Origin of the sequence: Streptomyces sp. NPDC017529 (assembly GCF_044329785.1) — a bacterium.
GTDB lineage: Bacteria > Actinomycetota > Actinomycetes > Streptomycetales > Streptomycetaceae > Streptomyces.
Window position 1 is genome coordinate 100,932 of sequence record NZ_JBIRJY010000017.1, and the last position, 26,479, is coordinate 127,410.

At 72.1% G+C, this 26,479-nt stretch carries 27 protein-coding genes; 21 read left to right on the top strand and 6 right to left on the bottom strand.

The genetic code is table 11. From position 1 onward, the window contains the following. Window position 1 precedes the first annotated feature (1 nt). The 9 genes from ACH4K4_RS30860 to hypE are packed head-to-tail and all read left to right on the top strand — an operon-like array spanning window position 2 to window position 6,305. Window positions 2-541, top strand: a complete 540-nt coding sequence (locus ACH4K4_RS30860; RefSeq protein WP_398171786.1) for a NifU family protein — start codon at window positions 2-4, stop codon at window positions 539-541. Continuing rightward, complete coding sequence (locus tag ACH4K4_RS30865; RefSeq protein WP_398171787.1) at window positions 538-1,182, top strand: DUF5947 family protein; 645 nt, start codon at window positions 538-540, stop codon at window positions 1,180-1,182. The genes ACH4K4_RS30860 and ACH4K4_RS30865 overlap by 4 nt, the downstream gene beginning before the upstream one ends. Then, the gene (locus tag ACH4K4_RS30870; RefSeq protein WP_398171788.1) at window positions 1,175-1,849 is read left to right on the top strand and encodes a DUF6084 family protein; all 675 of its coding nucleotides are present in this window, start codon (window positions 1,175-1,177) and stop codon (window positions 1,847-1,849) included. The genes ACH4K4_RS30865 and ACH4K4_RS30870 overlap by 8 nt, the downstream gene beginning before the upstream one ends. After that, the gene (locus ACH4K4_RS30875) at window positions 1,846-3,048 is read left to right on the top strand and encodes a hypothetical protein (RefSeq protein ID WP_398171789.1); all 1,203 of its coding nucleotides are present in this window, start codon (window positions 1,846-1,848) and stop codon (window positions 3,046-3,048) included. The genes ACH4K4_RS30870 and ACH4K4_RS30875 overlap by 4 nt, the downstream gene beginning before the upstream one ends. Before the next feature lie 5 nt (window positions 3,049-3,053). After that, a complete protein-coding gene (locus ACH4K4_RS30880; protein ID WP_398171823.1) occupies window positions 3,054-3,572 on the top strand; it encodes a hydrogenase maturation protease in 519 nt (172 codons plus the stop codon). Continuing rightward, window positions 3,565-3,852 carry a hydrogenase maturation nickel metallochaperone HypA gene (locus ACH4K4_RS30885; RefSeq protein WP_398171790.1) on the top strand — a complete coding sequence of 96 codons (288 nt, stop codon included), beginning with the start codon at window positions 3,565-3,567 and terminating at the stop codon, window positions 3,850-3,852. The genes ACH4K4_RS30880 and ACH4K4_RS30885 overlap by 8 nt, the downstream gene beginning before the upstream one ends. Then, complete coding sequence (locus ACH4K4_RS30890) at window positions 3,830-4,102, top strand: HypC/HybG/HupF family hydrogenase formation chaperone (protein WP_398171791.1); 273 nt, start codon at window positions 3,830-3,832, stop codon at window positions 4,100-4,102. The genes ACH4K4_RS30885 and ACH4K4_RS30890 overlap by 23 nt, the downstream gene beginning before the upstream one ends. Continuing rightward, a complete protein-coding gene (hypD, locus tag ACH4K4_RS30895; RefSeq protein ID WP_398171792.1) occupies window positions 4,102-5,229 on the top strand; it encodes a hydrogenase formation protein HypD in 1,128 nt (375 codons plus the stop codon). Before ACH4K4_RS30890 ends, hypD begins: the two co-directional genes overlap by 1 nt. Continuing rightward, complete coding sequence (gene hypE / locus ACH4K4_RS30900; RefSeq protein WP_398171793.1) at window positions 5,226-6,305, top strand: hydrogenase expression/formation protein HypE; 1,080 nt, start codon at window positions 5,226-5,228, stop codon at window positions 6,303-6,305. Before hypD ends, hypE begins: the two co-directional genes overlap by 4 nt. Before the next feature lie 26 nt (window positions 6,306-6,331). On the opposite strand, the gene hypF is transcribed toward hypE, so the two are convergent. Beyond that, window positions 6,332-8,656 carry a carbamoyltransferase HypF gene (hypF, locus tag ACH4K4_RS30905; protein WP_398171794.1) on the bottom strand — a complete coding sequence of 775 codons (2,325 nt, stop codon included), beginning with the start codon at window positions 8,654-8,656 and terminating at the stop codon, window positions 6,332-6,334. A gap of 212 nt (window positions 8,657-8,868) precedes the next feature. Here hypF and ACH4K4_RS30910 point away from each other — a divergent pair, with 212 nt between their 5' ends. From ACH4K4_RS30910 to ACH4K4_RS30960, 11 genes are all read left to right on the top strand, one after another. After that, entirely contained in the window at window positions 8,869-9,558 is a 690-nt protein-coding gene (locus tag ACH4K4_RS30910) for a TNT domain-containing protein (RefSeq protein WP_398171795.1), read from the top strand. Then, the gene (locus ACH4K4_RS30915) at window positions 9,555-9,848 is read left to right on the top strand and encodes a hypothetical protein (RefSeq protein ID WP_398171796.1); all 294 of its coding nucleotides are present in this window, start codon (window positions 9,555-9,557) and stop codon (window positions 9,846-9,848) included. Before ACH4K4_RS30910 ends, ACH4K4_RS30915 begins: the two co-directional genes overlap by 4 nt. A 251-nt stretch (window positions 9,849-10,099) precedes the next feature. Further along, a complete protein-coding gene (locus tag ACH4K4_RS30920) occupies window positions 10,100-11,005 on the top strand; it encodes a glycoside hydrolase family 19 protein (protein WP_398171824.1) in 906 nt (301 codons plus the stop codon). A 242-nt stretch (window positions 11,006-11,247) separates the two neighbouring features. Further along, window positions 11,248-11,628 (top strand): VOC family protein, encoded by a 381-nt coding sequence (locus ACH4K4_RS30925; RefSeq protein WP_398171797.1) that lies wholly within the window; start codon window positions 11,248-11,250, stop codon window positions 11,626-11,628. Window positions 11,629-11,985: 357 nt separating this feature from the next. Then, window positions 11,986-12,966 carry a 2,3-diaminopropionate biosynthesis protein SbnA gene (gene sbnA, locus ACH4K4_RS30930; protein ID WP_398171798.1) on the top strand — a complete coding sequence of 327 codons (981 nt, stop codon included), beginning with the start codon at window positions 11,986-11,988 and terminating at the stop codon, window positions 12,964-12,966. Window positions 12,967-12,982: 16 nt separating this feature from the next. After that, window positions 12,983-13,984: a 2,3-diaminopropionate biosynthesis protein SbnB gene (sbnB, locus tag ACH4K4_RS30935; protein WP_398171799.1), complete on the top strand. Its 1,002-nt coding sequence runs from the start codon at window positions 12,983-12,985 to the stop codon at window positions 13,982-13,984. Next, the gene (locus ACH4K4_RS30940) at window positions 13,978-15,864 is read left to right on the top strand and encodes an FAD/NAD(P)-binding protein (RefSeq protein WP_398171800.1); all 1,887 of its coding nucleotides are present in this window, start codon (window positions 13,978-13,980) and stop codon (window positions 15,862-15,864) included. The genes sbnB and ACH4K4_RS30940 overlap by 7 nt, the downstream gene beginning before the upstream one ends. Beyond that, entirely contained in the window at window positions 15,864-17,087 is a 1,224-nt protein-coding gene (locus ACH4K4_RS30945; RefSeq protein WP_398171801.1) for a trans-sulfuration enzyme family protein, read from the top strand. Before ACH4K4_RS30940 ends, ACH4K4_RS30945 begins: the two co-directional genes overlap by 1 nt. Further along, on the top strand, window positions 17,084-18,352 hold the full coding sequence (locus tag ACH4K4_RS30950; protein ID WP_398171802.1) for a benzoate/H(+) symporter BenE family transporter: 1,269 nt from the start codon (window positions 17,084-17,086) through the stop codon (window positions 18,350-18,352). Before ACH4K4_RS30945 ends, ACH4K4_RS30950 begins: the two co-directional genes overlap by 4 nt. 127 nt (window positions 18,353-18,479) lie before the next feature. Continuing rightward, on the top strand, window positions 18,480-19,172 hold the full coding sequence (locus ACH4K4_RS30955) for a M20 family metallopeptidase (protein WP_398171803.1): 693 nt from the start codon (window positions 18,480-18,482) through the stop codon (window positions 19,170-19,172). Further along, a complete protein-coding gene (locus tag ACH4K4_RS30960) occupies window positions 19,166-19,687 on the top strand; it encodes a M20/M25/M40 family metallo-hydrolase (RefSeq protein ID WP_398171804.1) in 522 nt (173 codons plus the stop codon). Before ACH4K4_RS30955 ends, ACH4K4_RS30960 begins: the two co-directional genes overlap by 7 nt. 184 nt (window positions 19,688-19,871) lie before the next feature. On the opposite strand, the gene ACH4K4_RS30965 is transcribed toward ACH4K4_RS30960, so the two are convergent. Both ACH4K4_RS30965 and ACH4K4_RS30970 read right to left on the bottom strand, forming a co-directional pair. Beyond that, the gene (locus tag ACH4K4_RS30965; protein WP_398171805.1) at window positions 19,872-21,026 is read right to left on the bottom strand and encodes a S1 family peptidase; all 1,155 of its coding nucleotides are present in this window, start codon (window positions 21,024-21,026) and stop codon (window positions 19,872-19,874) included. 234 nt (window positions 21,027-21,260) lie between these two features. Further along, window positions 21,261-21,689, bottom strand: a complete 429-nt coding sequence (locus ACH4K4_RS30970; RefSeq protein ID WP_398171806.1) for a DUF4440 domain-containing protein — start codon at window positions 21,687-21,689, stop codon at window positions 21,261-21,263. Between the two features lie 250 nt (window positions 21,690-21,939). Here ACH4K4_RS30970 and ACH4K4_RS30975 point away from each other — a divergent pair, with 250 nt between their 5' ends. After that, window positions 21,940-22,647: a lysophospholipid acyltransferase family protein gene (locus ACH4K4_RS30975; protein ID WP_398171807.1), complete on the top strand. Its 708-nt coding sequence runs from the start codon at window positions 21,940-21,942 to the stop codon at window positions 22,645-22,647. A 57-nt stretch (window positions 22,648-22,704) separates the two neighbouring features. Here ACH4K4_RS30975 and ACH4K4_RS30980 read toward each other — a convergent pair whose 3' ends face one another. The 3 genes from ACH4K4_RS30980 to rox form a co-directional block, all read right to left on the bottom strand. Next, window positions 22,705-23,103 (bottom strand): hypothetical protein, encoded by a 399-nt coding sequence (locus ACH4K4_RS30980; protein ID WP_398171808.1) that lies wholly within the window; start codon window positions 23,101-23,103, stop codon window positions 22,705-22,707. 82 nt (window positions 23,104-23,185) lie between these two features. After that, window positions 23,186-24,499: a peptidase gene (locus ACH4K4_RS30985; protein WP_398171809.1), complete on the bottom strand. Its 1,314-nt coding sequence runs from the start codon at window positions 24,497-24,499 to the stop codon at window positions 23,186-23,188. A gap of 221 nt (window positions 24,500-24,720) precedes the next feature. Beyond that, a complete protein-coding gene (rox, locus tag ACH4K4_RS30990; RefSeq protein WP_398171810.1) occupies window positions 24,721-26,205 on the bottom strand; it encodes a rifampin monooxygenase in 1,485 nt (494 codons plus the stop codon). Window positions 26,206-26,479 lie beyond the last annotated feature (274 nt).

Sequence of the window (26,479 nt, forward strand, 5' to 3'; positions counted from 1 at the left end):
CATGGACGAGCTACGACAGACCGAGGCGCGCGTGGAGCAGCTGATCGCCCAGCTCGCCACCACACCGCGGATCGGCGAACAGGTGGAGGAGCTGGTACGGCTGCTGATGCGGCTGTACGGCGACGGGCTGGCCAGGATCACCGAGCTGCTGCCCGGCGACCAGGTCGCGGTGCTGGCCGCCGACGACCTGGTGAGCAGCCTGCTGATCCTGCACGACCTGCATCCGCGCAGCACCGAGGACCGGGTGGCCGACGCGCTGGACCAGGTGCGCCCGTTCCTGGGCTCGCACGCCGGTGACGTCGAGCTGCTCGGCGTCGACGCCGCGGGCCTGGCCCGGATCCGGCTGCTCGGCGCGTGCGACGGCTGCGCCTCCTCGGCCACCACCGTGGAGTACGCCGTCGAGCGGGCCGTCCGGGCCGTGGCGCCCGAGGTCACCGGCGTACGCGTGGAGAGCACCCCGCCGCAGCTGCCGCTGCTCCAGATCGGGTCGGGGCCGCCACCGCGGTGTCCCGTACCGACGGGCCCGGGAGCGCGTGCGTGACCAACGGCCACGGCCTGCGCCGCTTCCGCGAACCCGCCGCCGGCGGGCCGCCCGAGCCCCGCTGCGAACTGTGCTCCGCCGGCCTCGGCACCGGCCACGGGCACGTGGTCGACCTGGACGACCGCGGTCTGCTGTGCGTCTGCCGGGCGTGCCGCGTGCTGCTGACCCACCGCGGCGCGGCCCACGGCCGCTACCGCGGCGTGCCCGACCGCCACCGCCACGTACGCGGCTTCGCGCTCAGTACCGCGCAGTGGGAGGACCTGCAACTGCCGGTCGGCATGGCCTTCTGCTTCCGCAACTCCCGCCTGGACCGTTACGTGGTGTTCTACCCGAGCCCCGGCGGCGCCACCGAGTCGCTGCTGCCGGACGCCGCCTGGAAGCGGGTGATGGCCGTCAACCCGGACGTGGCCGACCTCGCCGACGACGTGGAGGCGCTGCTCCTGCGCCGCACCGGCGAGCTGGTCGAATGCCATCTCGTCCCCATCGACACCTGTTACGACCTGGTCGGCCGGATGCGGCTGCACTGGCGGGGCTTCGACGGCGGGGAGCGGGTGCGCGGCGAACTGGACGCGTTCTTCGCCGGCTTGCGCGCCCGCTCCGCCGGTTCGGGGCCCGCGGCGGAAGGGGGCGGCCGTGGGTGACTTCGCCTTCGCCTGTTCCGGTGTACGTCCCGAGCCGTACGCGGCGGCGCCCACCCTCGTCTTCCGGCTGCGCGTCGAGGAACGCACGGGCCTGGACGTACGGGCCGTCGCGCTCCGCTGCCAGTTGCGCATCCAGCCGCACCTGCGCGCGTACTCCCCGCTCGAACAGGAGCGGCTGGCCGACCTCTTCGGGACGCCGGGCCGCTGGGCCGCCACCCAGCAGCCGTTGCAGCTGGCCACCGTGACAGCGATGGTGCCCGGCTTCCGCGGGGGTACGGAGATCGACGTGCCGGTGCCGTGCTCGTACGACCTGGAAGTGGCGTGCGGGCAGTACTTCCACGCGCTGGAGGGCGGCGGGGTGCCGGTGCTGATGCTGTTCAGCGGCACGGTCTTCACCGAGGGAAAGGTCGAGATGGTCCCGTGGGACCAGGAGTGCACGGCGGACCTGCCCGCGGCCGTGTGGCGCGAGGTGATGGACCTGTACTTCCCGGGCAGCGGCTGGCTGCGGCTGCGCCGCGAAACCCTGGACGCGCTACGCGACTTCAAGCACGAACGGCAGCTGACCACATGGGAGGAGACGGTCGGTGAACTCCTCGACCGGGCGCGGAGGAGACCGGTCGGCGGGGGCGTGGCACGGGAGCAGCACCGTGGCGGAGGCATGCGGTGAGCGCCGAGGCGGCCGGCGGGCAGCCTGCCGGGTTCGAGCGGGCGCGCGCGGTGGCGGACGCCGTGCTCTTCGAGGGCTACATCCTCTACCCCTACCGGGCGTCCGCGCCCAAAAACCGGCTGCGCTGGCAGTTCGGCGTGCTGGCGCCCCCGGGCGCGGACGCGTCGGAGACCTCGTACGCGCAAGCCGACTGCCTGGTGGACCCGGGGCGCGGCAACGGCACGGCGCTCGCCGTCCGGCTCAGGTTCCTCCAGGTCCAGCGGCGGTACTCGCGCGGTCCCGGCGACCCGCCCTGGGACGAAGGCGTCGTACGCGAGATCGACACGCACGCGGACCTGGTGCCGGGGGCGACCGCGAGCTGCCCGTTCACGGTGCCGGGCGGCGCGGAAGCAGGCCGCAGGCGCTGGCCGCTGCGCGGCACGCTGCGGATCAGCACGGAGGCGGTGCCCGGTCCGTACGGCCTGCTCAAGGTGCGGGTGCGCGCGGAGAACCACACGCGGCCGGCGGCGAGCGGCGGCGGGGACCGCGCGGACATGCTGTGCGGCGCGCTCATCGGCACCCACACGCTGCTGGCGGTCACCGGCGGACGGTTCCTGTCCCCCACCGACCCGCCGCAGTGGGCCGCGGGCGCGGCCGCCGGGTGCGAGAACCTGCACACCTGGCCCGCACTCATCGACGACTCCACCCTGCTCTGCGCCCCGATCATCCTCGGCGACCGCCCCCGCATCGCCGAGGAGAGCCCCGCCGACTTCCACGACGGCACGGAGATCGACGAGTTGCTGACGCTGCGCACGATGACCCTGACCGACGAGGAGAAGCGGCAGGCCAGGGCCACCGACGAGCGGGCGGCGGCGATCGTCGACCATGCGGACACCATCGCGCCGGACACGCTGGAGCGGCTGCACGGAGCGGTCCGCAGGCCGCGGGACGCGCCGGACCCGGACAGCGACCGCGTCCAGGTCCTCGGCGGCTGGGCCGCGCGGGGCTCCCGCGTACGGCTGCGGCCCGGCGGCGGACGGCGGACCGACGCGCAGGACATGTTCCTGCACGGCCGTACGGCGCGCGTGTCGGCGGTTCTCCGGGACGTCGACGGCGCGACGTACCTGGCGGTGACGCTCGACGACGATCTCGGCGCCGACCTGCACGAGGCGGTCGGCCGCTTCCGGTACTTCGCTCCCGACGAGGTGGAACTGCTGTGAAGGTGATGGTCGCGGGCGTGGGCAACGTCTTCCTCGGCGACGACGGGTTCGGCGTGGCGGTGGCCCAGCGGCTGGCCGCCGCGCCACTGCCCGACGGCGCGCGGGCCGCCGACTTCGGCATCCGCGGAGTGCACCTCGCGTACGAGCTGATGAACGACTACGAGGGCCTGGTCCTCGTCGACGCGATGCGGCGCGACGGCCCGCCGGGCACCCTGTACGTCCTCGAACCCGAAGCGGGCGCCGAGGAGCTGCCCGGGTGCCGGGACGCGGCCACGCCTGCCATGGACGCCCACGACATGGACCCGGAGACGGTCCTCAGGGTGCTCCGGCGGCTGGGCGTACGGCTGCCGTGGGTGCTCGTGGTGGGCTGCGAACCGGCCGTCCTGGAGGAAGAGATGGGGCTGAGCCCGCCGGTCAGGGGAGCGGTTGACGAGGCCGCACGGCTCGTACGCGAACTGCTGGAACAGCGCATGGACCGCGGCACCGCCGCGGCGGACAAGGGAACGGACGGTAGTCATGCATGAGGTCGGACTGTGCGAAGGAATCCTCCAGGCCGTGGAGCAGCGGGCCCGGGGACGGCGGGTCACCGGCCTGACCGTGCGCGTCGGCGAGCGGCACGCGGTGGTGGAAGCGGCCCTGGCCCAGGGGTTCGAGCTGGTGGCGGCGGGCACCGTCGCCGACGGCGCGTCGGTCGAGCTGATCACGGTGCCCGGGGACGAGTTCACCCTGGTGTCCCTCCGGGTCGCCGGGGAGAACCACGCGGCGGGCCCGGGAGGTGACCGTGTGCCTCGGGATTCCCGGTGAGATCGTCGAGCTGCTCGACGGGCAGCCCGACCTGGCCAGGGTGGACGTCAGCGGCGTCCGCCGGGCCGTCAACATCGCCCTCCTGGAGGAGGAACGGGTGGGGCCCGGCGACTGGGTCCTCATCCACGTCGGATTCGCCATGTCCAAGATCGACGAAGCCGAGGCGCGGGCCGCCCTGGACTTCCTCGAAAGCATCGGCCAGGCGTACGAAGACGAGATCGCCGCACTGCGAGAATCGGGAACCGACTGATGCGTTACGTCGACGAGTACCGCGACGCCGGCACGGCGCGGGCCCTCGCCACCAAGATCGCCGAGCTGTGCGAGCCGGGCCGCACGTACACGTTCATGGAGGTGTGCGGCGGGCACACCCACACCATCTACAAGCACGGCATCGAGGACTACCTGCCGGACCAGGTCACGCTGGTGCACGGCCCCGGCTGCCCGGTCTGCGTGATCCCGATGGGCCGGGTCGACGACGCGCTGCACATCGCCCGGCAGCCGGACACCGTCATGACGTCGTTCGGCGACATGATGCGGGTGCCCGGCGGCAGCGCCTCGTTCCTCGACGCCAAGGCCGCCGGGGCGGACATCCGCATGGTGTACTCCCCGCTCGACGCGCTGCGCATCGCCCGGCAAAACCCGGACAAGCGGGTCGTCTTCATGGCCATCGGCTTCGAGACGACCACGCCGTCCACCGCGGTCACGCTGCTGCGCGCGGCCGCCGAGCAGCTGCCCAACTTCTCGGTCTTCTGCAACCACGTCACGATCATCCCGGCCGTGAAGGCGATCCTGGACTCGCCCGACCTGCGCCTGGACGGTTTCATCGGCCCCGGCCACGTATCGGCCGTCATCGGCTGCCGGCCGTTCGAGTTCATCCCGGCCGGCTACGGCAAACCGCTCGTCGTCGCCGGTTTTGAACCGCTCGACATCCTCCAGTCCGTGTACATGCTGCTGCGCCAACTCGCCGAAGGGCGGTGCGAGGTGGAGAACCAGTACGCCCGGGTCGTGCCCTGGGACGGCAACGCCAAGGCGCTGCGGGCGCTGAGCGACGTCATGGAACTGCGGCCGTACTTCGAGTGGCGCGGCCTCGGCTTCATCTCCCACTCGGCGCTGCGGCTGCGCGACGCCTTCGCCGCCCACGACGCGGAACGGGTCTTCGACATCCCCGGAGTGCGGGTCGCCGACCCCAAGTCCTGCCAGTGCGGTGAGGTGCTCAAGGGCGTGCTCAAACCCTGGCAGTGCAAGGTCTTCGGCACCGCCTGCACGCCCGAGACGCCGATCGGCACGTGCATGGTCTCCTCCGAGGGCGCGTGCGCCGCGTACTACAACTTCGGCCGGTTCACCCGGTCCGCGGTACGGGAGGCGGCCCGGACATGACCACCGAACAGGAGGAACGCGTCCTGCGACGCATCGAGCGGGCCCGCCGCCGCAAGGCCCGGATCCGCGACGAACGCGTGACGCTGGCACACGGCGCCGGGGGCAAGGCCACCCAGACGCTGGTCGAGGCGGTCTTCCTCGAAGCGTTCGACAACCCGCTGCTCGCGCCGCTGGAGGACCAGGCGGTGTTTCCCGCGTGCGGCGCCCGGCTGGCCTTCACCACCGACTCGTACGTGGTCGCGCCGCTGTTCTTCCCCGGCGGGGACATCGGCGACCTGGCGGTCAACGGAACCGTCAACGACCTGGCGATGGCCGGGGCCCGCCCGCTGTACCTGTCCGCCGGCTTCATCCTGGAGGAGGGCTTCCCCGTCGCGGACCTGGTCCGGATCGCCGGCTCCATGGCGCGGGCGGCCGGCGCGGCCGGCGTCCAGGTCGTCACCGGCGACACGAAGGTGGTGGAGCGCGGCAAGGCGGACGGGCTCTACGTCAACACGGCGGGCGTCGGCGCGGTGGAGCACCCGCTCACCCTGGGCGCCGGCCAAGCACGCCCCGGCGACGCGGTCCTGGTGTCGGGGCCGGTCGGCGACCACGGCACCACCGTCATGCTGGCGCGCGGCGAACTGGGCATCGAAAGCGACGTCGTCTCGGACACGGCGCCGCTGGCGTCCCTGGTGGCGGCGCTGCTGGACGCCTGCGGCGAGGGCGTGCGGTGCCTGCGCGACGCCACGCGGGGAGGCGTGGCCACCGTCCTCAACGAGATCGCGCGCGCCTCGGACGTCGCGGTGGTGCTGGACGAGCCGGCCGTCCCCGTACGCGACGCGGTCCGGGGCGCGGCGGAGCTGCTGGGCATCGATCCCCTCTACATCGCCTGCGAGGGCCGGATGGCCGTCGTGGTGGACGGGGCGTGCGCCGACGCGGCGCTGGCGGCGCTGCGCGGCCACCCGCTCGGGGAACACGCCGCCGTCGTGGGCCGGGTGGTGGCGGAGCCGGCCTCCTTGGTGCTGGTGAACACGGAGTTCGGGGGGACGCGGATCGTGGACATGCTGATCGGGGACCCGTTGCCGCGGATCTGCTGAGGCGTGGCGGAACCGGGACCGGCTCCTCAGACCTCGCCCGCCGCGTCCCGGGCCGCCGCGACCGCGGCCTGGCCGAGGCTGATGCCGCCGTCGTTGGGGGGTACGCGGCGGTGGGTGAGGACTTCGAAGCCGGCGCGCCGGAGCGGGGGGACGGTGCGGTCCAGGAGGAAGCCGTTCTGGAAGACGCCGCCGGAGAGGGCGACGGTGGTCAGCCCGGTGGTCTCGCGCAGAGCGCGGCAGGAGTCGAAGATCAGGCGGGCGACGCTGTGGTGGAAGCGGGCCGCGACGACTTCGGTGGGAGTGCCCGCCCGTACCTCCTCGGTCACCGCGCGGACGAGGTCGGTGGTGCGTACCAGCCCCGCGTCGACGCGGACGGGGTAGGTGCCGCGGACCGCCGGGTCGGCGTGGCGTTCCAGTTCGACCGCCGCCTGGCCCTCGTAGTGCGCGGTGTCGCGGATCGAGAGGAGCGCCGCGACCGCGTCGAACAGCCGTCCCGCGCTGGAGGTGGGCGGGGAGCCGAGGCCCGACCTCGCCAGGGCCCGCACCGCGTTCCAGCGGTCGCCGTGCCGGTGCCGTACCGGCAGGTCGTCGCCGTACGGACCGGTGCCGCCCGCCGCGCAGGCATCCAGGTAGGCCACGGCCATCCGCCATGGTTCCCGTACGGCAGCCGGTCCGCCCGGCAGCGGTACGGGTTCGAGGTGGCCCGCGCGGCGGAAGCCCAGCAGGTCGGCGACGAGGAACTCGCCGCCCCACAGGGTGCCGTCGGTGCCGTGGCCGAGCCCGTCGAAGGCCACGCCGATGACCGGCCCGGACGCGCCGTTGTCGGCCAGGCAGGAGGCGATGTGCGCGTGGTGGTGCTGGACGCCGACGAGGGCGGCGCCGGTGGCGTCGGCGAGGTCGTGCGCGTACTTGGTGGAGAGGTACTCGGGGTGCAGGTCGTGGGCGACGAGTGCGGGCTCGACGGCGTGGACGCGCGCGAACCGGTCGATGCCGGTGGTGTACGCGTCCAGCGTCCCGGCGTTCGCGAGGTCGCCGATGTGCGGGGAGACGAAGGCGTGGTGGTCGCGGGCCAGGCAGAAGGTGTTCTTCAGCTGGGCGCCGCAGGCGAGCACCGGGCGGGGCGCGGGGACGGGGAGCGGCAGCGGCTGCGGGGCGTAGCCGCGCGCCCGCCGTACCGGTACGGTCCGGCCCGCGTACACGCGGACGACGGAGTCGTCGGCACGGTGGTGGATCGGACGGTCGTGGGTGAGGAAGGCGTCGGCGATGCCGCCGAGCCGCGCGAAGGCGTCCTCCTCGCGGTGGACGATGGGCTCGTCGGAGACGTTGCCGCTGGTCAGCACGTACGGCCCGGCCAGTTCGTCGGCGAGCAGCCGGTGCACCGGCGTGTACGGGAGGACGAGGCCGAGGTCGCGGCAGCCCGGGGCGACGGCGGCGGCGACCGGCGTGCCGGGGCGGCGCGGCGTCAGGACGACGGGGCGCTGGGGGCCGGTGAGCAGGGCCCGCGCCGGCGCGTCGAGCACGCACAGCAGCTCGGCCGCCGCCAGGTCGGGCGCCAGGACCGCGAACGGCTTGTCCTCCCGGTGCTTGCGGGCGCGCAGCGTGCGGACCGCGTGTTCGTGCGTGGCGTCCACGGCGAGGTGGTAGCCGCCGAGGCCCTTGACCGCGAGGATGCGGCCGTCGCGCAGCAGTCCGGCCGCCACGGCCGGCGGGTCGCCGGGCAGGGGCGTACCGGCCGGGTCGACGAGCCGCAGGCGGGGGCCGCAGGCCGGGCAGCACAGCGGCTGGGCGTGGAAGCGCCGGTCGGCCGGGTCCTCGTACTCGGCCGTGCAGTCGGCACACATCGGGAACCCGGCCATCGTCGTACGGGCGCGGTCGTAGGGCAGGTCGCGGACGATGGTGTAGCGCGGGCCGCAGTTGGTGCAGTTGATGAACGGGTAGCGGTGGCGCCGGTCGGCGGGGTCGCGGAGTTCGCGCAGGCAGTCGGCGCAGGTGGCGATGTCGGGCGGGACCAGGGTGCGGGGCGGGGCGCCCGGGTGTGCGGGCAGGCCGCTCTCGCCGGCGCGGCTGGTCTCGATGGTGAAGCCCGGGGCGGCGTCCGGGGCGAGGGGCAGCGGCCTGGCGGTGATGCGTTCGATCACGGCGAGCGGTGGCGCCTGGCTCTCCAGCAGTCCTCGGAAGCGGGCCACGGCACCGGCCGGGCCCTGCACCTCGATGAGCACTCCGGCGGGATCGTTGGCCACGAGGCCGCACAGGGCCAGCCGTGCGGCCGTCGCGTGCACGAAGGGCCGGAACCCGACGCCCTGGACGATGCCTTCGACCCGGAATCCGACGCGTACGTGCTGGTTGTCCACCTTGGCGATTGTGGCGCGCGTCGGCCCGTGAGCGGGGGTGATTCCCCAATGGGGGGACGGCGCCCGGGGTTCGGTGGTACGGCACGGGGCGTGGGGCGCCCAGGGGTGCGGCCTGGCCGGAATCCGGTGCGGCCGTGGCGCACCCGGTGACGAAACGTTTACCCTGCGCTCCGCTGTCCTGAGGGGACATCAGCGCGTGAAGGGACTCCCGAGTGAACCGCATACGTACCGTACTCGCCGCCCTCGGCCTCGCCGCCGGCCTGGCGGCGGCACCGACCGCCGCGAGCGCGACGCCGCAGCCGGACGACCGATCCGCCGCCGTCGCCGCGACCGCACCGCGGCACGAGCCCTGCACCGGGGAATTCCAGGGTGACGCGCGGCTCGGCCCGAAGTGGCTGCCCGGGAAGCGGCAGGCGCCGGTGGGGCCGCTGCTGAAGGACTACAAGAGGACGGGAAAGCTGTCGCCGTCCGCCTTCCTGAAGAAGTACTGGGAGGGCCCGGCGGACACGGGCGGCTGGAAGTACCCGCCCAATGACGGCTTCGGCGAGGTCAACGGCACGGTGGACAAGGAACCCACGAAGCTGCGCCCCGGCCAGCGGCTGGACCGCTTCGGCTCGGAGTTCGGCGGCTACCTGGCACCGGCGGGCGACCCGTACGCCGAACGTTCCCTGCCCCCGCAGAACCTCAACACACGCGAGGCGGCCGCGCCGTGCGACTACCACGTGTACAAGGTCGCCAAGCCGTTCTGGGTGTGGCAGGGCAGCATCGCCCCCTGGTTCGAGCAGCCCGGTGGCGGGCAGCAGATCAAGCTGGACCCGGTGTTCCTGGACCCGGGCCAGGGACAGCGGCTGAATGTGAAGTGGCTCCTGGACCACGGCTTCCTCAAGCCCGTGAGCACATGACGGCCGCGGAAGCCGACAGCCAGGGCCCGGCCGGCACCCCCTCCACGCACGCACCCGGGGACCGCCGCGCCGTACGCGCCGCGCTGATCGCGGCAGGCGTGGCCGACGGCCACTACCGCATCGAGGGAGTCCACGAACCGTCCCCCACGCCCCCGGACTTCCTGTTCCTGCGGCAGGCTCCGGACGGGGCGTGGGAGACCGGCGCGTACGAGCGCGGCGCGTACCACGTCATCACCCGGCACCCGGACGAACCGGCGGCCTGCGCCCACCTCTTGCGCCTGCTCACCTGATCGCGCCGGCAGCCGCGGGCGGGCCCTTCCAGGGGCCCGCCACCGCCCGTTTCGTCCGCTGGGCTGACCGATTGCTGTCCGTTCCCCGATCTGGACCCAGAGCCTCTTGACTGGTACAGACCAGGCGAGTTGAGTACCTATCACCCGCGATCGCGCTTGCGAATCGGAGCGCGGTCCGTGGGGCTCGTCGCGCGCCGGACCGTCCGTCGCCGATCTTCCGCGTCCCCGCCGCACTGAGGAGTGATCAGGTGTTGCTCAAGCAGCGTATCGCCGCCGTGCTCTCGGCCGCCGCCTGCGCCACGGCGCTCGCCGTCGCGGCGCCGCCCGCCACGGCGGCCCCCACCCCTGGCACCGCGACCCCCGCCGCGAGCTGCAATTTCACTGTCTGGACCGCCGGTAAGCCCTATGTCACCGGCGACATCGTCAAGTACACGAACGGCCAGTACTACCGCGCCAAGCACGACAACCCGGGCTACGACCCGGTCATCAGCACCTGGTTCTGGGAGCCGTACAACTGTGGCGGCGGCACCAACCCCTCGGGCTTCGTGGTGAGCGAGGCGCAGTTCAACCAGATGTTCCCGAACAGAAACCCGTTCTACACCTACAACGGGCTGAAGGCGGCACTGAGCGCGTACCCCGGCTTCGCCAACACCGGCAGCGACACCATAAAGAAGCGGGAGGCCGCCGCCTTCCTCGCCAACGTCGGCCACGAGACGGGCGGCCTCGTCCACGTCGTGGAGCAGAACACCGCCAACTACCCGCACTACTGCGACCGCAACCAGCCGTACGGCTGCCCGGCCGGCCAGGCGGCCTACTACGGGCGCGGGCCGATCCAGCTGAGCTGGAACTTCAACTACAAGGCGGCGGGTGACGCACTCGGCATCGACCTGCTGCACAACCCCAACCTGGTGCAGACCGACTCGGCCGTGGCCTGGAAGACGGGCCTGTGGTACTGGAACACCCAGCGCGGCCCCGGCACCATGACGCCGCACGACGCGATCGTCAACGACCGCGGTTTCGGCGAGACGATCCGCAGCATCAACGGCAGCCTGGAGTGCAACGGGAACAACCCCGGCCAGGTACAGAGCCGCATCGACAACTTCAAGAAGTTCACCCAGATCCTGGGCACTTCCACGGGCGGCAACCTGAGCTGCTGAGCCGGCGGGGCCGAGCAGGCCCCCGCACTGCCGCACGACACCGGCCCCGGACCGCGCCTCGTCGCGGTCCGGGGCCGGTGTCGTGGACGGCCTTCCGGGCCGAGCGGACGGGCCCGCACCGAAATCGCTTCGCCCGTGCTCACCTCCTCCGGTACGGTCGCGGGGTTGTTCGCACTGCTGGGAGCCCATGGGGTTCGCGTGTGGCCTCCCCGGCGGTTCCCGGAATGAGAGCAGGTTTCTTCATGGCATGTCGTATCAGTGAACTCGTGCTCGGCTGCCGCGACCCCGAGGCGCTGGCGCGGTTCTGGTGCGAGGTCCTGGACTTCGTCGTGCTCGGTCGCGAGGACGACGGCTCGCTGGAGATCGGGCCGCGCGAAGGGTTCGGCGGCGCGCAGCCGACCCTCTTCCTCAGCCGCCGGGACGAGCCGGAGCAGGGGAAGTCCCGGCTGCACATCGACGTCAACGCCACCGACCGCGACCAGGACGCCGAACTCGAACGCCTGCTGAAGCTCGGTGCGCGCCCGGCCGACATCGGCCAGACAGGCGAAGAGCAGTGGCATGTCCTGGCCGACCCCGAAGGCAACGAGTTCTGCCTGCTCAAGGCCCGCCTCGCGCCGCTCTGACACGCGTCGGCCACGCCCGCGCCCGTGGCTTCTCCGCGGACGGGATCCAGCCCCCGTACCAGGGAGCGGAGGGCGTAACTCCTCGTCAATAACGCATAAAAACGCGTCGGCCCACCGTACGGGTTGACCATTCAATCACCTCGAATACTGGAAGGATCTCGCTCCAGCGGGTATCTTTCCGTAAAGGTGTCACCGTCGCGCTCAAACGGGGGACTTGGCGCGACCCACGGGGGAACGGAACGGGGGGTTCCATCTCTTCTGCATGCCTTGCTCACCACGCGTGAGTTCGACTCCGCATGCGCTTTTCGGTCCGGTGCGGCCGCTGCGCATGCCCACTTTCCATCACCTTGGATTCCAGTGATAGCAGAAGAAGTCTATGATCTCATCCTGGACGATCTCTTCGTCCGGGTCGACCGACTAGTCCCGGGAAGCTCCGTCTTCCTGAAGATCGAGGGCCTCAATCCGGCCGGCTCGGTGAAGCTCAAAACCGCCGTGGCCCTGGTCGCCGACGCCGAGAATTCAGGCCTCCCTTTTCCCGCGACGCGGCTCATCGAGTCGACCTCGGGGAACCTCGGGGTGGCGCTCGCCATGGTGTGCGCGGCCAAGGGATACGCGCTGACCTGCGTCACGGACCCGAACGCCAACGACCGGTCCGTACGCCTCATGGAGACGCTCGGCGCCGAGGTCGTGGTGATCGACGTACGCGACGGCAACGGCGGCTATCTGCAGTCCCGCATCAACTACATCCAGGAACGCCTGCGCCGCGACCGGAACACGCACTGGCTGAACCAGTACGCCAACGCGGCCGGGCCGCGCGCGCACCGGGAGCGCACCGGACGCGCCATGGTCGAGGCGCTCGGCCACATCGACTACGCGTTCATCGGCGCGGGCACGACCGGGACGCTGATGGGCTGCGCCGGGTACCTGCGCGAGCACAGCCCGGCCACCCGCGTCATCGCGGTCGACGTCCTGGGGTCCGTCACCTTCGGCGGCGCGGCGTCGCGGCGGCACATTCCCGGGCTGGGCACCAGCCGCCGCCCGGAGATCCTGGACGAACGGCACGTGGACGACATCGTGCTGGTCCCGGAGGACGAGGCCGTGGAAATGTGCCGCGTCCTGGCCGAGGAACGCGGGCTGCTGCTCGGCGGGTCCACCGGGACCGTACTCGCCGCGGTACGCAGAGCGGCGAAGGACATCCCGGCCGGCAGTGTCGTCGCGGCGATCTCCCCGGATTTCGGGGAGCGCTATCTGGAGACCGTCTACAACGACGCGTGGGTGGCCGAACGATGGCCGTACCTCATCGACCCGGAAACGGAAATGGACCAGGCGCACGCCTGAGAAGAGGACATTCGGCATGTTCAATTTCGACGTGGTGCCAGGCGACTCCGTACTGGACATCCTGCGAAGCAGCCGCGGCGACGTCCTGGATATCGTCGCGCGAACCTACCGCAGCCACGAATCCGGCGAGACGACCAACCCGGACAGCTACTTCCTGCGTTTTCCCGAGAAACCGGATTCCCGCATCATCGCGCTGCCCGCGTTTCTCGGCGCGGAGGCCGGGCTGGCCGGCATCAAGTGGATATCCAGCTTTCCCCGCAACACGGAGAGCGGCATACCGCGCGCCTCGGCCGTACTGGTCCTCAACGACTACGAGACCGGCTATCCGATCGCCCTCTTGGAGGCGGCGAACATCAGCGCCGCCAGGACCGCGGCCTCCGCCGCCGTGGCGGCGAAGGCGCTGCGCCCGGACGGCTTCAGCGGCACCCGCGTCGCGGTCGTGGGCGGCGGCGTCATCGCCCGGAACATCTGCGACTACCTGCACGCCGCCGGCTGCGTACCCGACGCGTACGTGGTACACGACCTGCACGAACCCTCGGCGCGGGCACTCGCCGAGCATGTGCGCGCCACCCAGGAACGGCCGGCTTCGGTCACGTCCGACCTAGGCGCCGCGCTGGAGGCGGACACCGTGGTGTTCGCGACGACCGCGCTGGAGCCCTACGTCCACCGGCCGTTCGCGGCCGGCCAGGTCGTGCTGAACATCTCGCTGCGCGACCTGGCGCCCGAAGTGGTGCTGGGCGCGCAGAACGTCCTCGACGACGTCGAGCACTGCATGAAGGCCAACACCTCGCCCCACCTGGCCGAACAGCTCACCGGCAGCCGCGACTTCGTGTCCGGGACGCTGGCCGGCGTGCTCAACGGGAAGGTGAAGCTCACCGCGGACCGGCCGGTGGTCTTCTCGCCGTTCGGCCTCGGCGTCCTGGACCTGGCCGTGGGCGCCTTCGCCCTCCGGCAGGCGCGCGAGGCGGGCACCGCCGTCAGCGTGCCCGACTTCTTCGGGGAGACGCGCCGGTGGTGACCCCCGAGCACACGGACCACCCGCCCGTCGTCGCCGTCATCGGCGTCGGCCCGCGCGGGCTGGGCGTCCTGGAGCGCCTCGTCAGCCGCTGCGCGGCGCGGCCGTTACCCGTCACCGTCCACCTCGTCGACCCGCGGCCGCCCGGCCCGGGGTTCCACCTCGCCGACCAGCCCGACCACCTGTTGCTGAACACGGTCTGCACGCAGGTCACGGCGTTCGCCGACGAGCGGATGGTGGACGGCCCGGCGATGACGAAGGGGCCCAGCCTGCACGAGTGGTGCCGCTCGCGGGACCTCCGCCTGGGGGACGACGGACACACCGTACGAGCGGGCCGGGGCCGGGAGATCGAGCCGAACGACTACCTGCCCCGGCGGCTGCTGCACGAATACCTCGCCTGGGCCGCCGACCGCATCCGCGCCGCGGCCCCGGAGTGCATGCGGCTGGTGTGGCACCGGACCGAGGCCCTCGACGTACGGCCGGGCCCGGCGGACCGCGAGACCGTCGTCCTCGCGGACGGCACCGCCGTCGACGCCGACGCGGTCTTCGTCACCGTCGGGCACCACTCCCTCTACCACCCCGAGCGGGCGATGGCGGAACCTCGGCTGGTGACCCGGCCGTACCCGCTGCCCACCGTGCTCGACGGCATCGCCCCCGGTGAGCGGGTCGCCGTCCTGGGCACCGGCCTCACCGCGATGGACGTCATCGCGTCGCTGACCCTGGGGCGCGGCGGCCGGCACGAGCAGACCGGCGGGCCCGGGGAGCGCGGTGGCGGGCGGCTGCGGTACGTGCCCAGCGGCCGCGAACCGCGCATCGTCCTGACCAACCGTTCGGGCCTGCCGTCCCGCAGCCGCCCGTACCTGAACCCCGGCCGGCTGCGCTTCGCGCCCCTCGCGCTGACCGTGGAAGCGCTCGGCGAGCTGCGCGCCACCCGCGCCGGCGGGCGGCTGGACTTCTCCGCCGACGTACTGCCGCTCATCGAGGCGGAGATGCAACTCGCCTACTACCGGACGGTGCTGGGCAACAAGCTGGACGACTTCGCCACCGCGGGCGCCACGTTCGCCCGGCGCGCCGGGCGCGTCGGCTGGCGGTCCCTGCTGGACGAGTGCCGCGAGCACTACGGGCCGTACCCGCTGCGGGGCGTGCTCGACGCGCGGGCCACGGAGTTGCAGTGGGACGGGCAGGAGGAGTACGCGCGGTGGTTCGCGGTCGAGGTCGCGGAGGACCTGGCCGAGGCCCGTACGGGGCTGGGCCGCAGCCCCGTCAAGGAAGCCCTTGAGGTGCCGCGCGACCACCGGGACGTGCTGCGGGCGGTCGTCGACCCGCCGGGACTCGACGACGCGTCGCTGGACCGGTTCTTCGGCGAGTTCACCGCCACCGTCAACCGGCTGGTGATCGGGCCGCAGCTGGACCGCTCCGCCGAACTGCTCTCACTGCTCGAAGCGGGCGTGCTGCGGCTGGGCCCCGGGCCGCGGGCCAAGGTCCTCGCACCGTCCGGCGGCGCCGCGTCGTGGCGGCTCGAATCGACGTGCCTGGGCCGGCCCGAGACCGTCGAGGCCGACCACGTGGTGGCGGCGCACGTCACCGAGCCGCCCGCCGACCAGCTGCCCGGTTCCCTGCTCGGCACGCTCGTCGCGGCGGGCCGCGTCGCCACGCTCGCCCGCCGGGGCGGCAGCGCCACGGGCCTGCACGTCACCCGCGACGGTCGCGGCATCGACCCTGCGGGAACGGTGCAGCCGCGGCTGTTCTTCCTCGGGCCGCACACCGAGGGCTCCAGCTACTACAACCACTACATACCGTCTCCCGGCGCGCCTTCGCGCGCGCTGATGGACGCCGAACTCGCCCTGCGAACCGCGCTCGACCAGCTGACTGCGAGGCCTTGATGAACGTCCGTGACATCTTCACTCCCTGGCGGCAGGAGTACCGCCCGGCGACCCGCGCCGCGCAGGGCGACGGCTGGCGCTCGCCGGCCACCGGGTCGGTACCGCCGCCCATCGAGCTGGGCGCCACGTTCGCGCGTGACGCGCAGTACCGCTCGCCCGCCGGGCTGGCCTACCTGCGGGACCAGGGCACGCCCGGCTACGAGCAGGTCGAACAGGTCCTCGCGGGCCTCGAAGGCGGCCGGGACGCCCTGGTCTTCTCCTCCGGGATGGCCGCCGCGACGGCGGTCTTCCAGGTACTGCCCGCCGGCGCCCGGGTCGTGGTGCCGCGGACGATGTACTTCGGACTCACCAAGTGGCTGGCCGAGTTCGGCGGGCCGCGCGGCCTCGACGTCGTCAGCGTGCCGATGGACGACCTCGGCGCGGTGGCGGCCGCGGTGGCGGCGGCGCCGACCGCGCTGCTGTGGGCGGAGTCCCCCGCCAACCCGACCTGGTTGGTGACGGACCTCGCGGCCTGTGCCGGTATCGCGCGCCGGGCCGGGGCGCTGTTCGCGGTGGACAACACCGTACCGACGCCGGTGCACACCCGGCCCTTCGAGCTCGGTGCCGACCTGATCATGCATTCGGGCACCAAGTACCTCAACGGCCACACGGACGTGGTGGCCGGCTTCCTCGCCCTGGCGCCGCGGTCCGAGGGCGGGGACGGCGCCGCGGCCGAGACGCGCGAGGCGCTGTGGGAGCGGCTGCGGCTGCACCGCAGGCTCACCGGACCGATCCTCGGCCCGCTGGAGACGTACCTGCTGATGCGCGGCATCCGTACGCTCTTCCCGCGCATGCGGCAGATATCGGCCACGGCGCAGGCGCTCGCCGAGCACTTCGCCGACCACCCGCACGTCAGCCGGGTCGCCTACCCCGGGCTGCCCACCGATCCCGGCCACGAGGCCGCGGCCCGCCAGATGCGCGGCGGCTTCAGTGGCATGCTGTCCCTGCACGTCGCCGGGGACTGGCAGCGGTCCCTGCGGACGGCGGAGAACTGCGAACTCTTCATCCGGGCGACGTCCTTGGGCGGGGTGGAAAGTCTGGTCGAACACCGGTACACCTTCGAGGGGCCGGGCAGCACGTCCCCGAAGGACATGATCCGCCTGTCCATCGGCCTTGAGGACCCGGCCGACCTCGTGGCCGACCTGGAACAGGCACTGGAACGCGCCGCAAAGGAAGAGCGTTGAGTTCGGACACCACCCGCGGCATCCAGCCGACCGGCACCACTCCCCCACCGGACCCGCCGGACGGCTCGCCGGCGGCACGGCCGGGGCTGCTGCGCGACGCCTCGCTGTCGGCCGTGCTCGCCGGGTTCGTGGCCGTGATCGTCTCGTACTCCGGGCCGCTCGTCATCGTGCTCGCGGCGGCGAACGCGGGCCACCTGGACCGTACCCAGACCAGTTCCTGGGTGTGGGCGATATCCATCGGCAGCGGCCTCACGTGCATCGCGCTCAGCCTGCGCACCCGCATGCCGGTCATCACGGCGTTCTCCACGCCGGGTGCGGCGCTCCTCGTCACCAGCCTGGGCGCGTACTCGTACGCGGAGGCCGTCGGCGCCTTCGTCGTCACCGGGGTCGTCATCACGCTCGTCGGGCTGACCGGCGTGTTCGGGCGGCTGATGCGGCAGGTGCCGACGGCCGTGGTGTCGGCGATGCTCGCGGGCATCCTCTTCTCCTTCGGCACCGGCGTGTTCACCTCGCTGAAGACCGCGCCGTGGATCGCCGGCGCGGTCCTGGTGGCGTACCTGCTGGGCAAGCGCTGGATCGCGCGGTACGCGGTGCTGCTGGCGCTGGCCGCCGGCGTGCTGCTCAGCGCGGTCACCGCGCGGCTGGACATCCACATCGACCACGTCGAGCTGGCGAAGCCGGTGCTCACCACCCCGGCGTTCTCGGCCGGTTCGCTGATCGGCATCGCCGTGCCGATGATCCTGGCCACCCTCGCGTCGCAGAACGCGCCCGGCATGGCCGTGCTCAGTGCGTCCGGTTACGAGCCCAAGGACCGGCTGCTCATCGGCTCGACCGGGCTGGTCTCCACGGCACTGGCGCCGTTCGGCTCGCATGCGATCAACCTTGCCGCGATCACCGCGGCGATCTGCACCGGCCCCGAATCGCACCGCGACCCGCGCCGCCGGTACGTGGCCGGCGTCTCCTGCGGCGTCTTCTACCTCCTGATCGGCGCCTTCGGCTCGACCCTCGTCGTGCTGTTCGCCGGGCTCCCCAAGGAGCTGGTGGCCGCGGTGGCCGGTGTCGCGCTGTTCGGTGCGCTGGCCGGGGGTCTGACCGGCGCGGTCAAGGAGGAGAAGGACCGCGAGGCGGCCCTGATCACCTTCCTCGCCACCGCGTCCGGGGTGACGATCGCGGGCATCGGATCGGCCTTCTGGGGACTGGTCTTCGGCGTCACGGCCCACCTCGTGCTGACGCGCCTGCGCAGCGGGCGGTCGGCAGCGGCCTGATCCGCGTGGTGGCGGGCGGGTGCCGTACGGACGGCATGCGCACGCCACCGGCGGTCCCGCGCGCCCGCCGGCCGGGCACGGCAAGGCGCACTGGCCTCACGGGCGGCGCGATCTCATCATGGGGCACATGGGAGACGACAGCGACCGCACGCTCCTCGACGACGCCCGGCGGCTTCTGCCGCACATCACCGCGGTACGCCGCGAGATCCACCGCGCACCGGAACTGGGCACCGCACTGCCCCGCACCCAGCAGAAGGTGCTGCGCGAACTCTTCGGTCTCGGCCTGACCGTGGAAACGGGTGACCGGCTCACCTCCGTCACCGCCACGCTGAGCGGCGCGAAACCCGGCCGGACCCTCCTGCTGCGCGCCGACATGGACGCCCTTCCCCAAACCGAGGAGACCGGGCTCGGCTTCGCCTCCCGCACGCCGGGCGTCATGCACGCCTGCGGGCACGACACGCACACCGCCATGTTCCTCGGCGCGGCCCGGCTGCTCGCCGCCCGGCGGGACCGGCTGGCGGGCCGGGTGGTATTCATGTTCCAGCCGGCCGAGGAGATCTGCGAAGGCGCCCAGCCCATGATCGAGGAAGGGGTGCTGGACACCCCGGAGGGCGGGCCGGTGGACGCCGCCTTCGCCCTGCACATCACCACCCGGCACGACTCGGGCACCGTCCACCTCCGGCCTGGCCCGCAGTCCGCCGCCGCCGACATGCTCTACATCACCGTCCGCGGCCGCGGCGCGCACGCCGCCGCCCCGCACCGGGGCCTGGATCCCGTACCGGTGGCCTGCGAGATCGTCCAGCGCTGCAGACGATGGTGACCCGTACGGTCAACGTCTTCGAGCCGGCCGTACTCACCGTCACCCGCGTCACGGCCGGTACGGCCAGCAACATCATTCCCGACACGGCGGAGATCACCGGCACGTTCCGCACCCTCTCCGACGCCAGCCGCAAGACGGTCCGCGAAGGCATCGCCCGGGTCGCCGGCGGCGTGGCGGCGGCGCACGGCCTGACCGCCGACGTGGACCTGCCGGACATCACACCGGTGGTGGTCAACGACCCGGACTTCACCGGCCTGGTCACGCGCGCGGCGTCCGGGCTGCTCGGGCCCGACCGGGTGCGTCCGCTGCCCCACCCGATCATGGGTGCCGAGGACTTCGCGTTCGTCCTGCAGCGCGTGCCGGGGGCGATGGCGTTCCTCGGCGCCTGCCCGCCCGGACACACCGCGGGCCAGGTGCCCGACAACCACTCCAGCCGGGTCGTCTACGACGAACAGGCCCTGGCCGTGGGCGCCGCCGTGCACACGGCGGTGGCCCTGGCCTGCCTCGGGTCGTAGGCCGCACCGAGGCCCGGCACTCGCTCGCGCGGCGGGGGGCGGGTCCGAGCGGCGCCGGGCCGCTTTCGGCGGCCTCGCGCAGCGGCTCGATGGCCATCCCCAGAGGAGGCCCGGCCGTCGGACACGCACGCCCGGCAGCAGCTGCGGTGAGGGACGGGGCGACAGCCGTTGCGGAGAGCCACACCTACCCCTCGCCGCCCCCGTCCCCGGCCCCGATCTGCGCGCCCGTCGCCTCCAACGCCTTGGTGACCGGCTGGAAGAAGGTCTCGCCCCCCTGCGTGCAGTCGCCGCTGCCGCCGGAGGTCAGTCCCACGGCCGCGTCACCGGAGAACATCGGGCCGCCGCTGTCGCCCGGCTCCGCGCACACGTCCGTCTGTATCAGCCCGTTGACGATGTCGCCGTTGCCGTAGTTGACCGTGGCGTTCAGGCCGGTGACGGTCCCGTCCGACAAGCCGGTGGTGCTGCCCGACCGCTGCACCCGCGTCCCCACGGCGGCCTCCGCGGCCCGGGTGATCTGCTGGGTGCTGCCGTCCTGGAGGTCGACCGCGCTCTCCGGCCTGGCCCCTGGATCGTCGTACGCCACCAGGGCGAAGTCGCTCTCGGGGAACCGGGCGTCGGTCACCGTCCCGAGCGGTTGGCCACCCTCCTGATCGGCCGACCAGGTCGGAGAGCCCTTGCCGCAGTGCCCGGCCGTGAGGAAGGCCGGGGCGCCCTGGACCGTGACGTTGAACCCCAGCGAACAGCGGGCGCCCCCGCCGAATATGGCGCTGCCACCGAGCGGCGAAGCGGCCGCGCCCCCGGCCCCGCCCGGCCCCTGGCCGCCGCCCCCGTCGTAGCGCCGGAACTCCCCCGGCGACCGCTTGACGCTCGCGATGCCGCCGCCCAGCTTCTCGACGGCCGTGGTGAGGGCGGCCAGCTTCGCACCGGTGACCGTGCGATCGGCGAGGACCGCGACCTGGTTCGTCCTCGGGTCGACCGACCACGCGGTGCCGGGTATGGCCGCATGGTCGCTCAACGCCCGTGTGGCCGCCAGCAGTTCGCTCGCGCTGTTGCGTACGACCTTTGCGACGGCCCCCTCGGCCTCCACCCGTCGCGCATCGTCCGCCGACAGGACGTTCATGACGAGCTGCCGCTTCGCGGTGTCCAGGTACCAACCCGCCGTCCGGTCGGCACCGAGGTCCGCCTTCAGGCTCGCCGCGACCCGCGCGGCCGACTCGGAGGAGAAGGTACGCGGGGGCCGCGGCCGCTCCGCGCTCGCGTTGGCATGCGGGAGCACGACCGCCGCCGCCACGAGGGCTGCCGCTGCCCCGCCCACGAGGGCGCCGGTCCGCTTGTTCACATGACGGTGACTCTTGCTCGCGTATCGGTGGCTCACTTCACTGACCTCCAACTGGGCCACAGGGGAGCGCACGGGTGGGCCGCCGTGGTGACACAGTCGGCTTCCGTGCACGGTGGGCACCCAGTTCTACGGACGGCACAGTGGTACCGACTCAGGGCTCCGCACGATGCGACGGATATTGCCCTTCCGCCGTCACGGCCCCCTACACTGCCCCTCCCGGACCGCCGGGCGTTCCTACAGGTTGTCGCCCCAGCCGCCCTGAATCATGGTCTGGAAGGCCCACTTGCCGCCACGGCGCACCAGGATGTCGGCGTACCGGAGCTGCTGGGTCCGGCCCTCCGACGTCATGGTCGAGTCCGTGAAGACGACGGCCATCGAGGGCGAGAGGAAGACCGGCGTACGGGTGGACTCGAAGGTGATGTCCTCGCTCCCCTCGCCCATTACGTGCGTCATCGTGGCGACGAACTGGTCGCGGTCCCACTGTGCCGAACGGCCGTCGCCCGCCGAGTCGTCGCTCACCAGGTTGAGGGGGAACACCGCCATGTCGGCCATGCGCTCGACGTCGCGCTGCGCGCTGCGCGCGTCGTACTCGGCGAACCAGGCGTCCAGGCTCGCACGGTCCTCGTCGGTCGGTACGTATCCGGTGTCGGGCAGGAAGGTCACGCGAACAGCTCCTCACGGTCCTCGGCAGCGCGGTCCGGTCATGTGACCGCGCCAAGGAGAAGGTACGCCTCCAGAAGCCATCTAGTCAAACTTGATTAGAGAGAGGGCGGTGGCCGCGCGGGCGCCGTACCCGATCCCCCACAGGTGGTTACGGATGACCGTGCCTGCATCTACACTGAGGCCCTTGCGACTCGCCTGACCTGCGAAAACAGTGCCGTTTAGCTGGTTCCGGAGAGTGAGGAGAACCGCTGTGTTCTACCAGGTGCTCAAGTACGTGATCCTGGGGCCGCTGCTGAGACTGGTCTTCCGGCCTCGGGTGGAGGGCCTGGAGCATGTGCCGCCGGAGGGGGCGGCGATCATCGCGGGCAATCACCTGTCGTTCTCGGATCACTTCGTGATGCCGGTGATCGTGCCGAGACGGGTGACATTCCTGGCGAAGGCCGAGTACTTCACAGGGCCCGGGCTGCGCGGGCGGCTGACCGCGGCGTTCTTCCGGGGCATCGGGCAGATTCCGGTGGACCGGTCCGGCGGCAAGGCGGCGCAGGCCGCGCTGCGGTCCGGGCTGGCGGTGTTGCGCAAGGGGCGGGTCCTGGGGATCTACCCGGAGGGGACGCGGTCGCACGACGGGCGGCTCTACAAGGGGCGTACGGGCGTGGCGGCGATGGCGATCAAGGCGCAGGTGCCGGTGGTGCCGTGCGCCATGATCGGGACGTTCGAGGCGCAGCCCACCGGGCGGCGGTTGCCGCGTGCCATGCGGATCACGATCCGTTTCGGCAAGCCCCTGGAATTCGGGCGGTTCGCGGGGCTGGACGGCGAGCATGCCGCGCTGCGCGCCGTCACCGACGAAATCATGTACGAGATCCTGCGGCTTTCCGGGCAGGAGTACGTCGACATGTACGCGAACGAGGCGAAGGCGCGGCAGCAGTCGCAGCGAGGTATTATCCGGCGCTTCCGGTAGTTCGGTACGGGGCGGTCAGCGCGGGTTCAGCCAGGCCCTGCGGAGTGATGACTTCTTTCAGCCCTTTGTCACCGCGACGGGTTCACCCGTTGCCGCGTCGATGATTTCACGCTGCCCCAGCGGCCTGCGGAGTTCCGTGTGCACGTGCTCCAGTTTCACGTTCGCGGTGCAGACCTCTCCCTTTTGCTGGCGCCGCGTCAGGGTCAGGGACAGGGTCACGGACTTCTCCGTTTCGGAGGCGGAGAAGCCCGCGTGCTGGCAGCCGCCGACCGGCACCACCGTGGTGAGCTTCCGGCCGTCCGCGTCGGCGGTCACCGGCCTGCTGAGGGGACGGGAATTCGCGGACGGGGCGGCTTTCCCGTACGCCGGGGTTTCCTGGCCGCACGCGGTGATCAGAAGCCCGGCGGAAAGGGTGACGGCGGCGGCTGCGAGAGTGCGGCTCTTGGGGCGTTTCATGTGGATGGGACGTATGCGGGGCCCTTCGGGTTCCGGTGATTGCCGCATTCGGTGGTCACGGAATCCGAAGGGCCGCCGTCTCTCAGGTCTTGGGATTGAGCTTCAGGCCGAAGTGGTTGAAGATGTCCGTCGCCTCGGTCCAGTACATGTAGTTGCCGGCGTTGGTCTGGTGCGTGCCCGACAGTGCCGAGACGAGTCCGCGCGCCTGGCGTGCCGAACCGTTCGCCGTGTACACCATGGCGCCGCTGTCGCCGTGCGCGACGGTCCACGGATTACTCGGCAGCCGCGTTCCCTCGACGCCGCGGACCTGCCACCCCGTGTCGAGCCTGTAGGTGATGTCTTCGTTGGTCACCTTGATGCCGCAGACCGTGCCCTGGTTCATGAAGAAGGACGCGGCGCCGTTCTGGCACACGAAGTCGCCGTTGTGCGAGTACGCGACGCTGGTGACGGGCTTGTAGCCGGCCGTCTCGCTCACGTCGGCGTTGTTGTCGGCACCGATGAGCTGTTCCGCGTCCCAGGCCGTGGAGACGCCGTTCACCGTACCGACGTAATTGCCGGTCAGTCCGTTCAGCCCGTCGTAGAACTTGCCGAATTTGGGCGTGGTACCCGACCCGGTGTATATCTTCGCGCCATTGGCGAAGCAGTGCGCCGCCGTCACCATGACCGGCTTGTTGTCGCTCTTGCGTACGGCGGGCAGTCCGGCCGTGCAGTATTCCGAGCCGTCGGTCAGGACGTCGCCGGCGATGAACGGCGTGCCGTCCTTCCACCTCACGTCCGCCCAGGACTTGGCGGAGGAAACGCGCTGCCCCTGCTTGAAGACGAGGGGGACGTCCTGCGCCGGGCTGAGGCTCCGCGCGCTGGGCTGACGGTGCGCCCCGGCCGCCTTGGCGGCCACGCCGGGCTTGTCCACGGCCACTTCCAGGGCCGACGCGTCGGCCGCGATCGCCACCGAGTGAATCGCGTACGGCAGTTTGCGCGCGGCTTCCTGCGCGAACAGCCGGTCGCGGGCGTCGTGCAGTGCCCGCCGCGTGTGCGCGGCCTTCACCGTGGTGATTTTGCGGGTGTCAATGCTGCGGTCGGCCGCCGAGACGGCCTTGACGAATGCCGCCGCGCGGGAGGTGTCCGTCAGGTAGACGTATACGGTCCCGCGGGGAGCGTCGATACGTACTCCCGCGTATATGCCCGCCTGGGCGCCCGAGCCGACGCGGTCGACCGCGTTGGCTATGTTGCGCAGGGGCGTGAGCAGCTTGCCCTGCTCCTCCGGGCCCATGGCCGCTATCTGCGCCTCGGTGTAACGCGCGGGCGCCGGCGCGGCCTGAGCGCCGGGCGCCGTCACCGCGAGCAGGACAAGACCGGCAGTACCGAGCCCGAAAGCGGTCGTCGTGGATCTCTTCACTGGCCCCCCAGTTCGTGAGCGTGGCCGACGCGCTTCGCGGCCCGGCGCCGTGCTGTGCCACGGCGGGACGAAAGCGGTCGGGTGGTGTCAGCGGGAGCATATAGCAGTAAAGGAACCTACGTTCGATCAATCCGGGTCGGCGGCGGACCGGCCGGGACGCACAGGGCAGGGCCGGCGGTGGCAGGTGACCGCCGAACAGCCGCCCGCTGCCGGGCGGCTGTTCACCGCGACGTCTCAGCCCCCGGCCGCGGGGATCGCTCAGCCGACGGGGCCCCGAACCACTGCGGCAGCCGGGCGAGCAGTTCCTGCTGGTCTTCGCCGACCCACGCCACGTGGCCGTCCGGCCGCAGCAGCACCGCGGGCACGTCCAGTTCCTCGCTGACGTCGGCGACGTGGTCGACCCGGTCCGCCCAGCCCTCCACCGAGAGCCGGCCGGTCTGGTCGAGCAGCAGGCCGCGGCCGCCGTGCATCAGCTCGTAGAGGCGGCCCTGCTTCAGCTGCACGTCCCGCATCCGCAGGCCGAGCAGTTCGTGCCCCTCGCCGAAGTCGTAGCGGACCCCGACCGCGAAGATCATCTCGGTGACGTACCGGTTCACCTCCTCGAAGTCCATCAGCTTCGAGAGCAGCCCCCGCAGCGCGGTCGGCCCCGGACCCGACCCCAGCAGCGTGATCTGCGCGCGGGTGTTGTCCAGCACGGCGGCCCCCACCGGGTGCCGTTCCGCGTGGTAGCTGTCCAGCAGGCCCTCCGGCGCCCAGCCGTTGACCGCGGCGGCCAGCTTCCAGCCGAGGTTGAACGCGTCCTGTACGCCCAGGTTGAGGCCCTGCCCGCCGGTCGGCGGGTGGATGTGCGCCGCGTCGCCGGCCAGCAGTACCCGGCCGGCCCGGTAACGCTCGGCCTGCCGGGTGGCGTCGCCGAACCGGGACAGCCAGCGCGGCGAGTGCACGCCGAAGTCGGTGCCCGCAAACGCGCGCAGCTGCCGCTTGAACTCCTCCAGGGTCGGCGCGGTCGCCCGGTCCTCGGCCACGCCGTCGGCCGGCACGATGGCGCGGTACCTCCTGTCGTCCCCCTCGCCGACGGGGTGGAGGCCGAACCTCAGCTCGGTCTTGCGGACCTCCTCGACGACGGCGGTGATCGTCGCCGGGTCCTCGGTCGCCTCCATCTCGCCGAGCAGCGTCTCGACCGTGGCAGGCTCGCCGGGGAAGCCGATGCCGGCCCACTTGCGCACCAGGCTGCGACCGCCGTCACACCCCACGAGGTAACGCGAGCGCAGGTGCGTGTCTCCTCCTGCCGCGGGGGACAGCTCGACGGTCACCCCGTCCTCGTCCTGGCTCAGCCCGACCACCTCGCAGCCGCGCCGGATATCGGCGCCGAGTTCGAGGGCGCGCTCGTTCAGCAGCCGCTCGGTGACCGGCTGGGGGACGGCGAGGCTGTACGGGTGGGCCGTGTCCATCCGGTCGGGCCACGGCTTGTGTATGCCACCGAAGAAACCGCCGACCTGGAACTTCTCACCGACCGCGAGGAACCGGTCCAGCAGGCCGCGCTGGTCCACGATCTCGACGCTGCGTGCGTGCAGGCCCTGTCCGCGGGACTGCTCGGTCGGTTCGGCCAGCTTCTCCAGCACGACCACGTCCACTCCGGCCAGCCGCAGCTCGGCGGCCAGCATCAGGCCGGTCGGTCCGCCGCCGACCACGATCACGTCGATCATCACAACATCCATTTCCGCAGGTCCTGGCTTTAGGCGCCGATTGTGCGGGACGACAGGGGCCTTGCCGCAAGCCCCCCTGTGCGCTATAAGTTGAGAGTGGCAAGGAGTATGCGGACTCCTTGCCTTTGTTCTTTTTGCCTTTGCTCTTTGTGGCCGGCCGTGACGCGCTCGCAGGGTGAAGCGTCCGTGCGGTGGTGAGCTCCACCTGGTCGGGCACTCGCTCGGCGCCGCGGTAGCGGCGCAGCTCGCCGCCCCCGCCCCGGCCGGGACCGCT

Excerpts from the sequence above, each read along its gene's own strand:
- ACH4K4_RS30860 (WP_398171786.1), top strand. The coding sequence starts at position 2 with ATGGACGAGCTACGACAGACCGAGGCGCGCGTGGAGCAGCTGATCGCC.
- ACH4K4_RS30960 (WP_398171804.1), top strand. The coding sequence starts at position 19,166 with ATGGTGACCCGTACGGTCAACGTCTTCGAGCCGGCCGTACTCACCGTC.
- ACH4K4_RS30945 (WP_398171801.1), top strand. The coding sequence starts at position 15,864 with ATGAACGTCCGTGACATCTTCACTCCCTGGCGGCAGGAGTACCGCCCG.
- rox (WP_398171810.1), bottom strand. The coding sequence starts at position 26,205 with ATGATCGACGTGATCGTGGTCGGCGGCGGACCGACCGGCCTGATGCTG.
- hypE (WP_398171793.1), top strand. The coding sequence starts at position 5,226 with ATGACCACCGAACAGGAGGAACGCGTCCTGCGACGCATCGAGCGGGCC.
- ACH4K4_RS30885 (WP_398171790.1), top strand. The coding sequence starts at position 3,565 with ATGCATGAGGTCGGACTGTGCGAAGGAATCCTCCAGGCCGTGGAGCAG.
- ACH4K4_RS30955 (WP_398171803.1), top strand. The coding sequence starts at position 18,480 with ATGGGAGACGACAGCGACCGCACGCTCCTCGACGACGCCCGGCGGCTT.
- ACH4K4_RS30925 (WP_398171797.1), top strand. The coding sequence starts at position 11,248 with ATGGCATGTCGTATCAGTGAACTCGTGCTCGGCTGCCGCGACCCCGAG.
- hypD (WP_398171792.1), top strand. The coding sequence starts at position 4,102 with ATGCGTTACGTCGACGAGTACCGCGACGCCGGCACGGCGCGGGCCCTC.
- ACH4K4_RS30980 (WP_398171808.1), bottom strand. The coding sequence starts at position 23,103 with ATGAAACGCCCCAAGAGCCGCACTCTCGCAGCCGCCGCCGTCACCCTT.
- sbnB (WP_398171799.1), top strand. The coding sequence starts at position 12,983 with ATGTTCAATTTCGACGTGGTGCCAGGCGACTCCGTACTGGACATCCTG.
- ACH4K4_RS30880 (WP_398171823.1), top strand. The coding sequence starts at position 3,054 with ATGGTCGCGGGCGTGGGCAACGTCTTCCTCGGCGACGACGGGTTCGGC.
- ACH4K4_RS30915 (WP_398171796.1), top strand. The coding sequence starts at position 9,555 with ATGACGGCCGCGGAAGCCGACAGCCAGGGCCCGGCCGGCACCCCCTCC.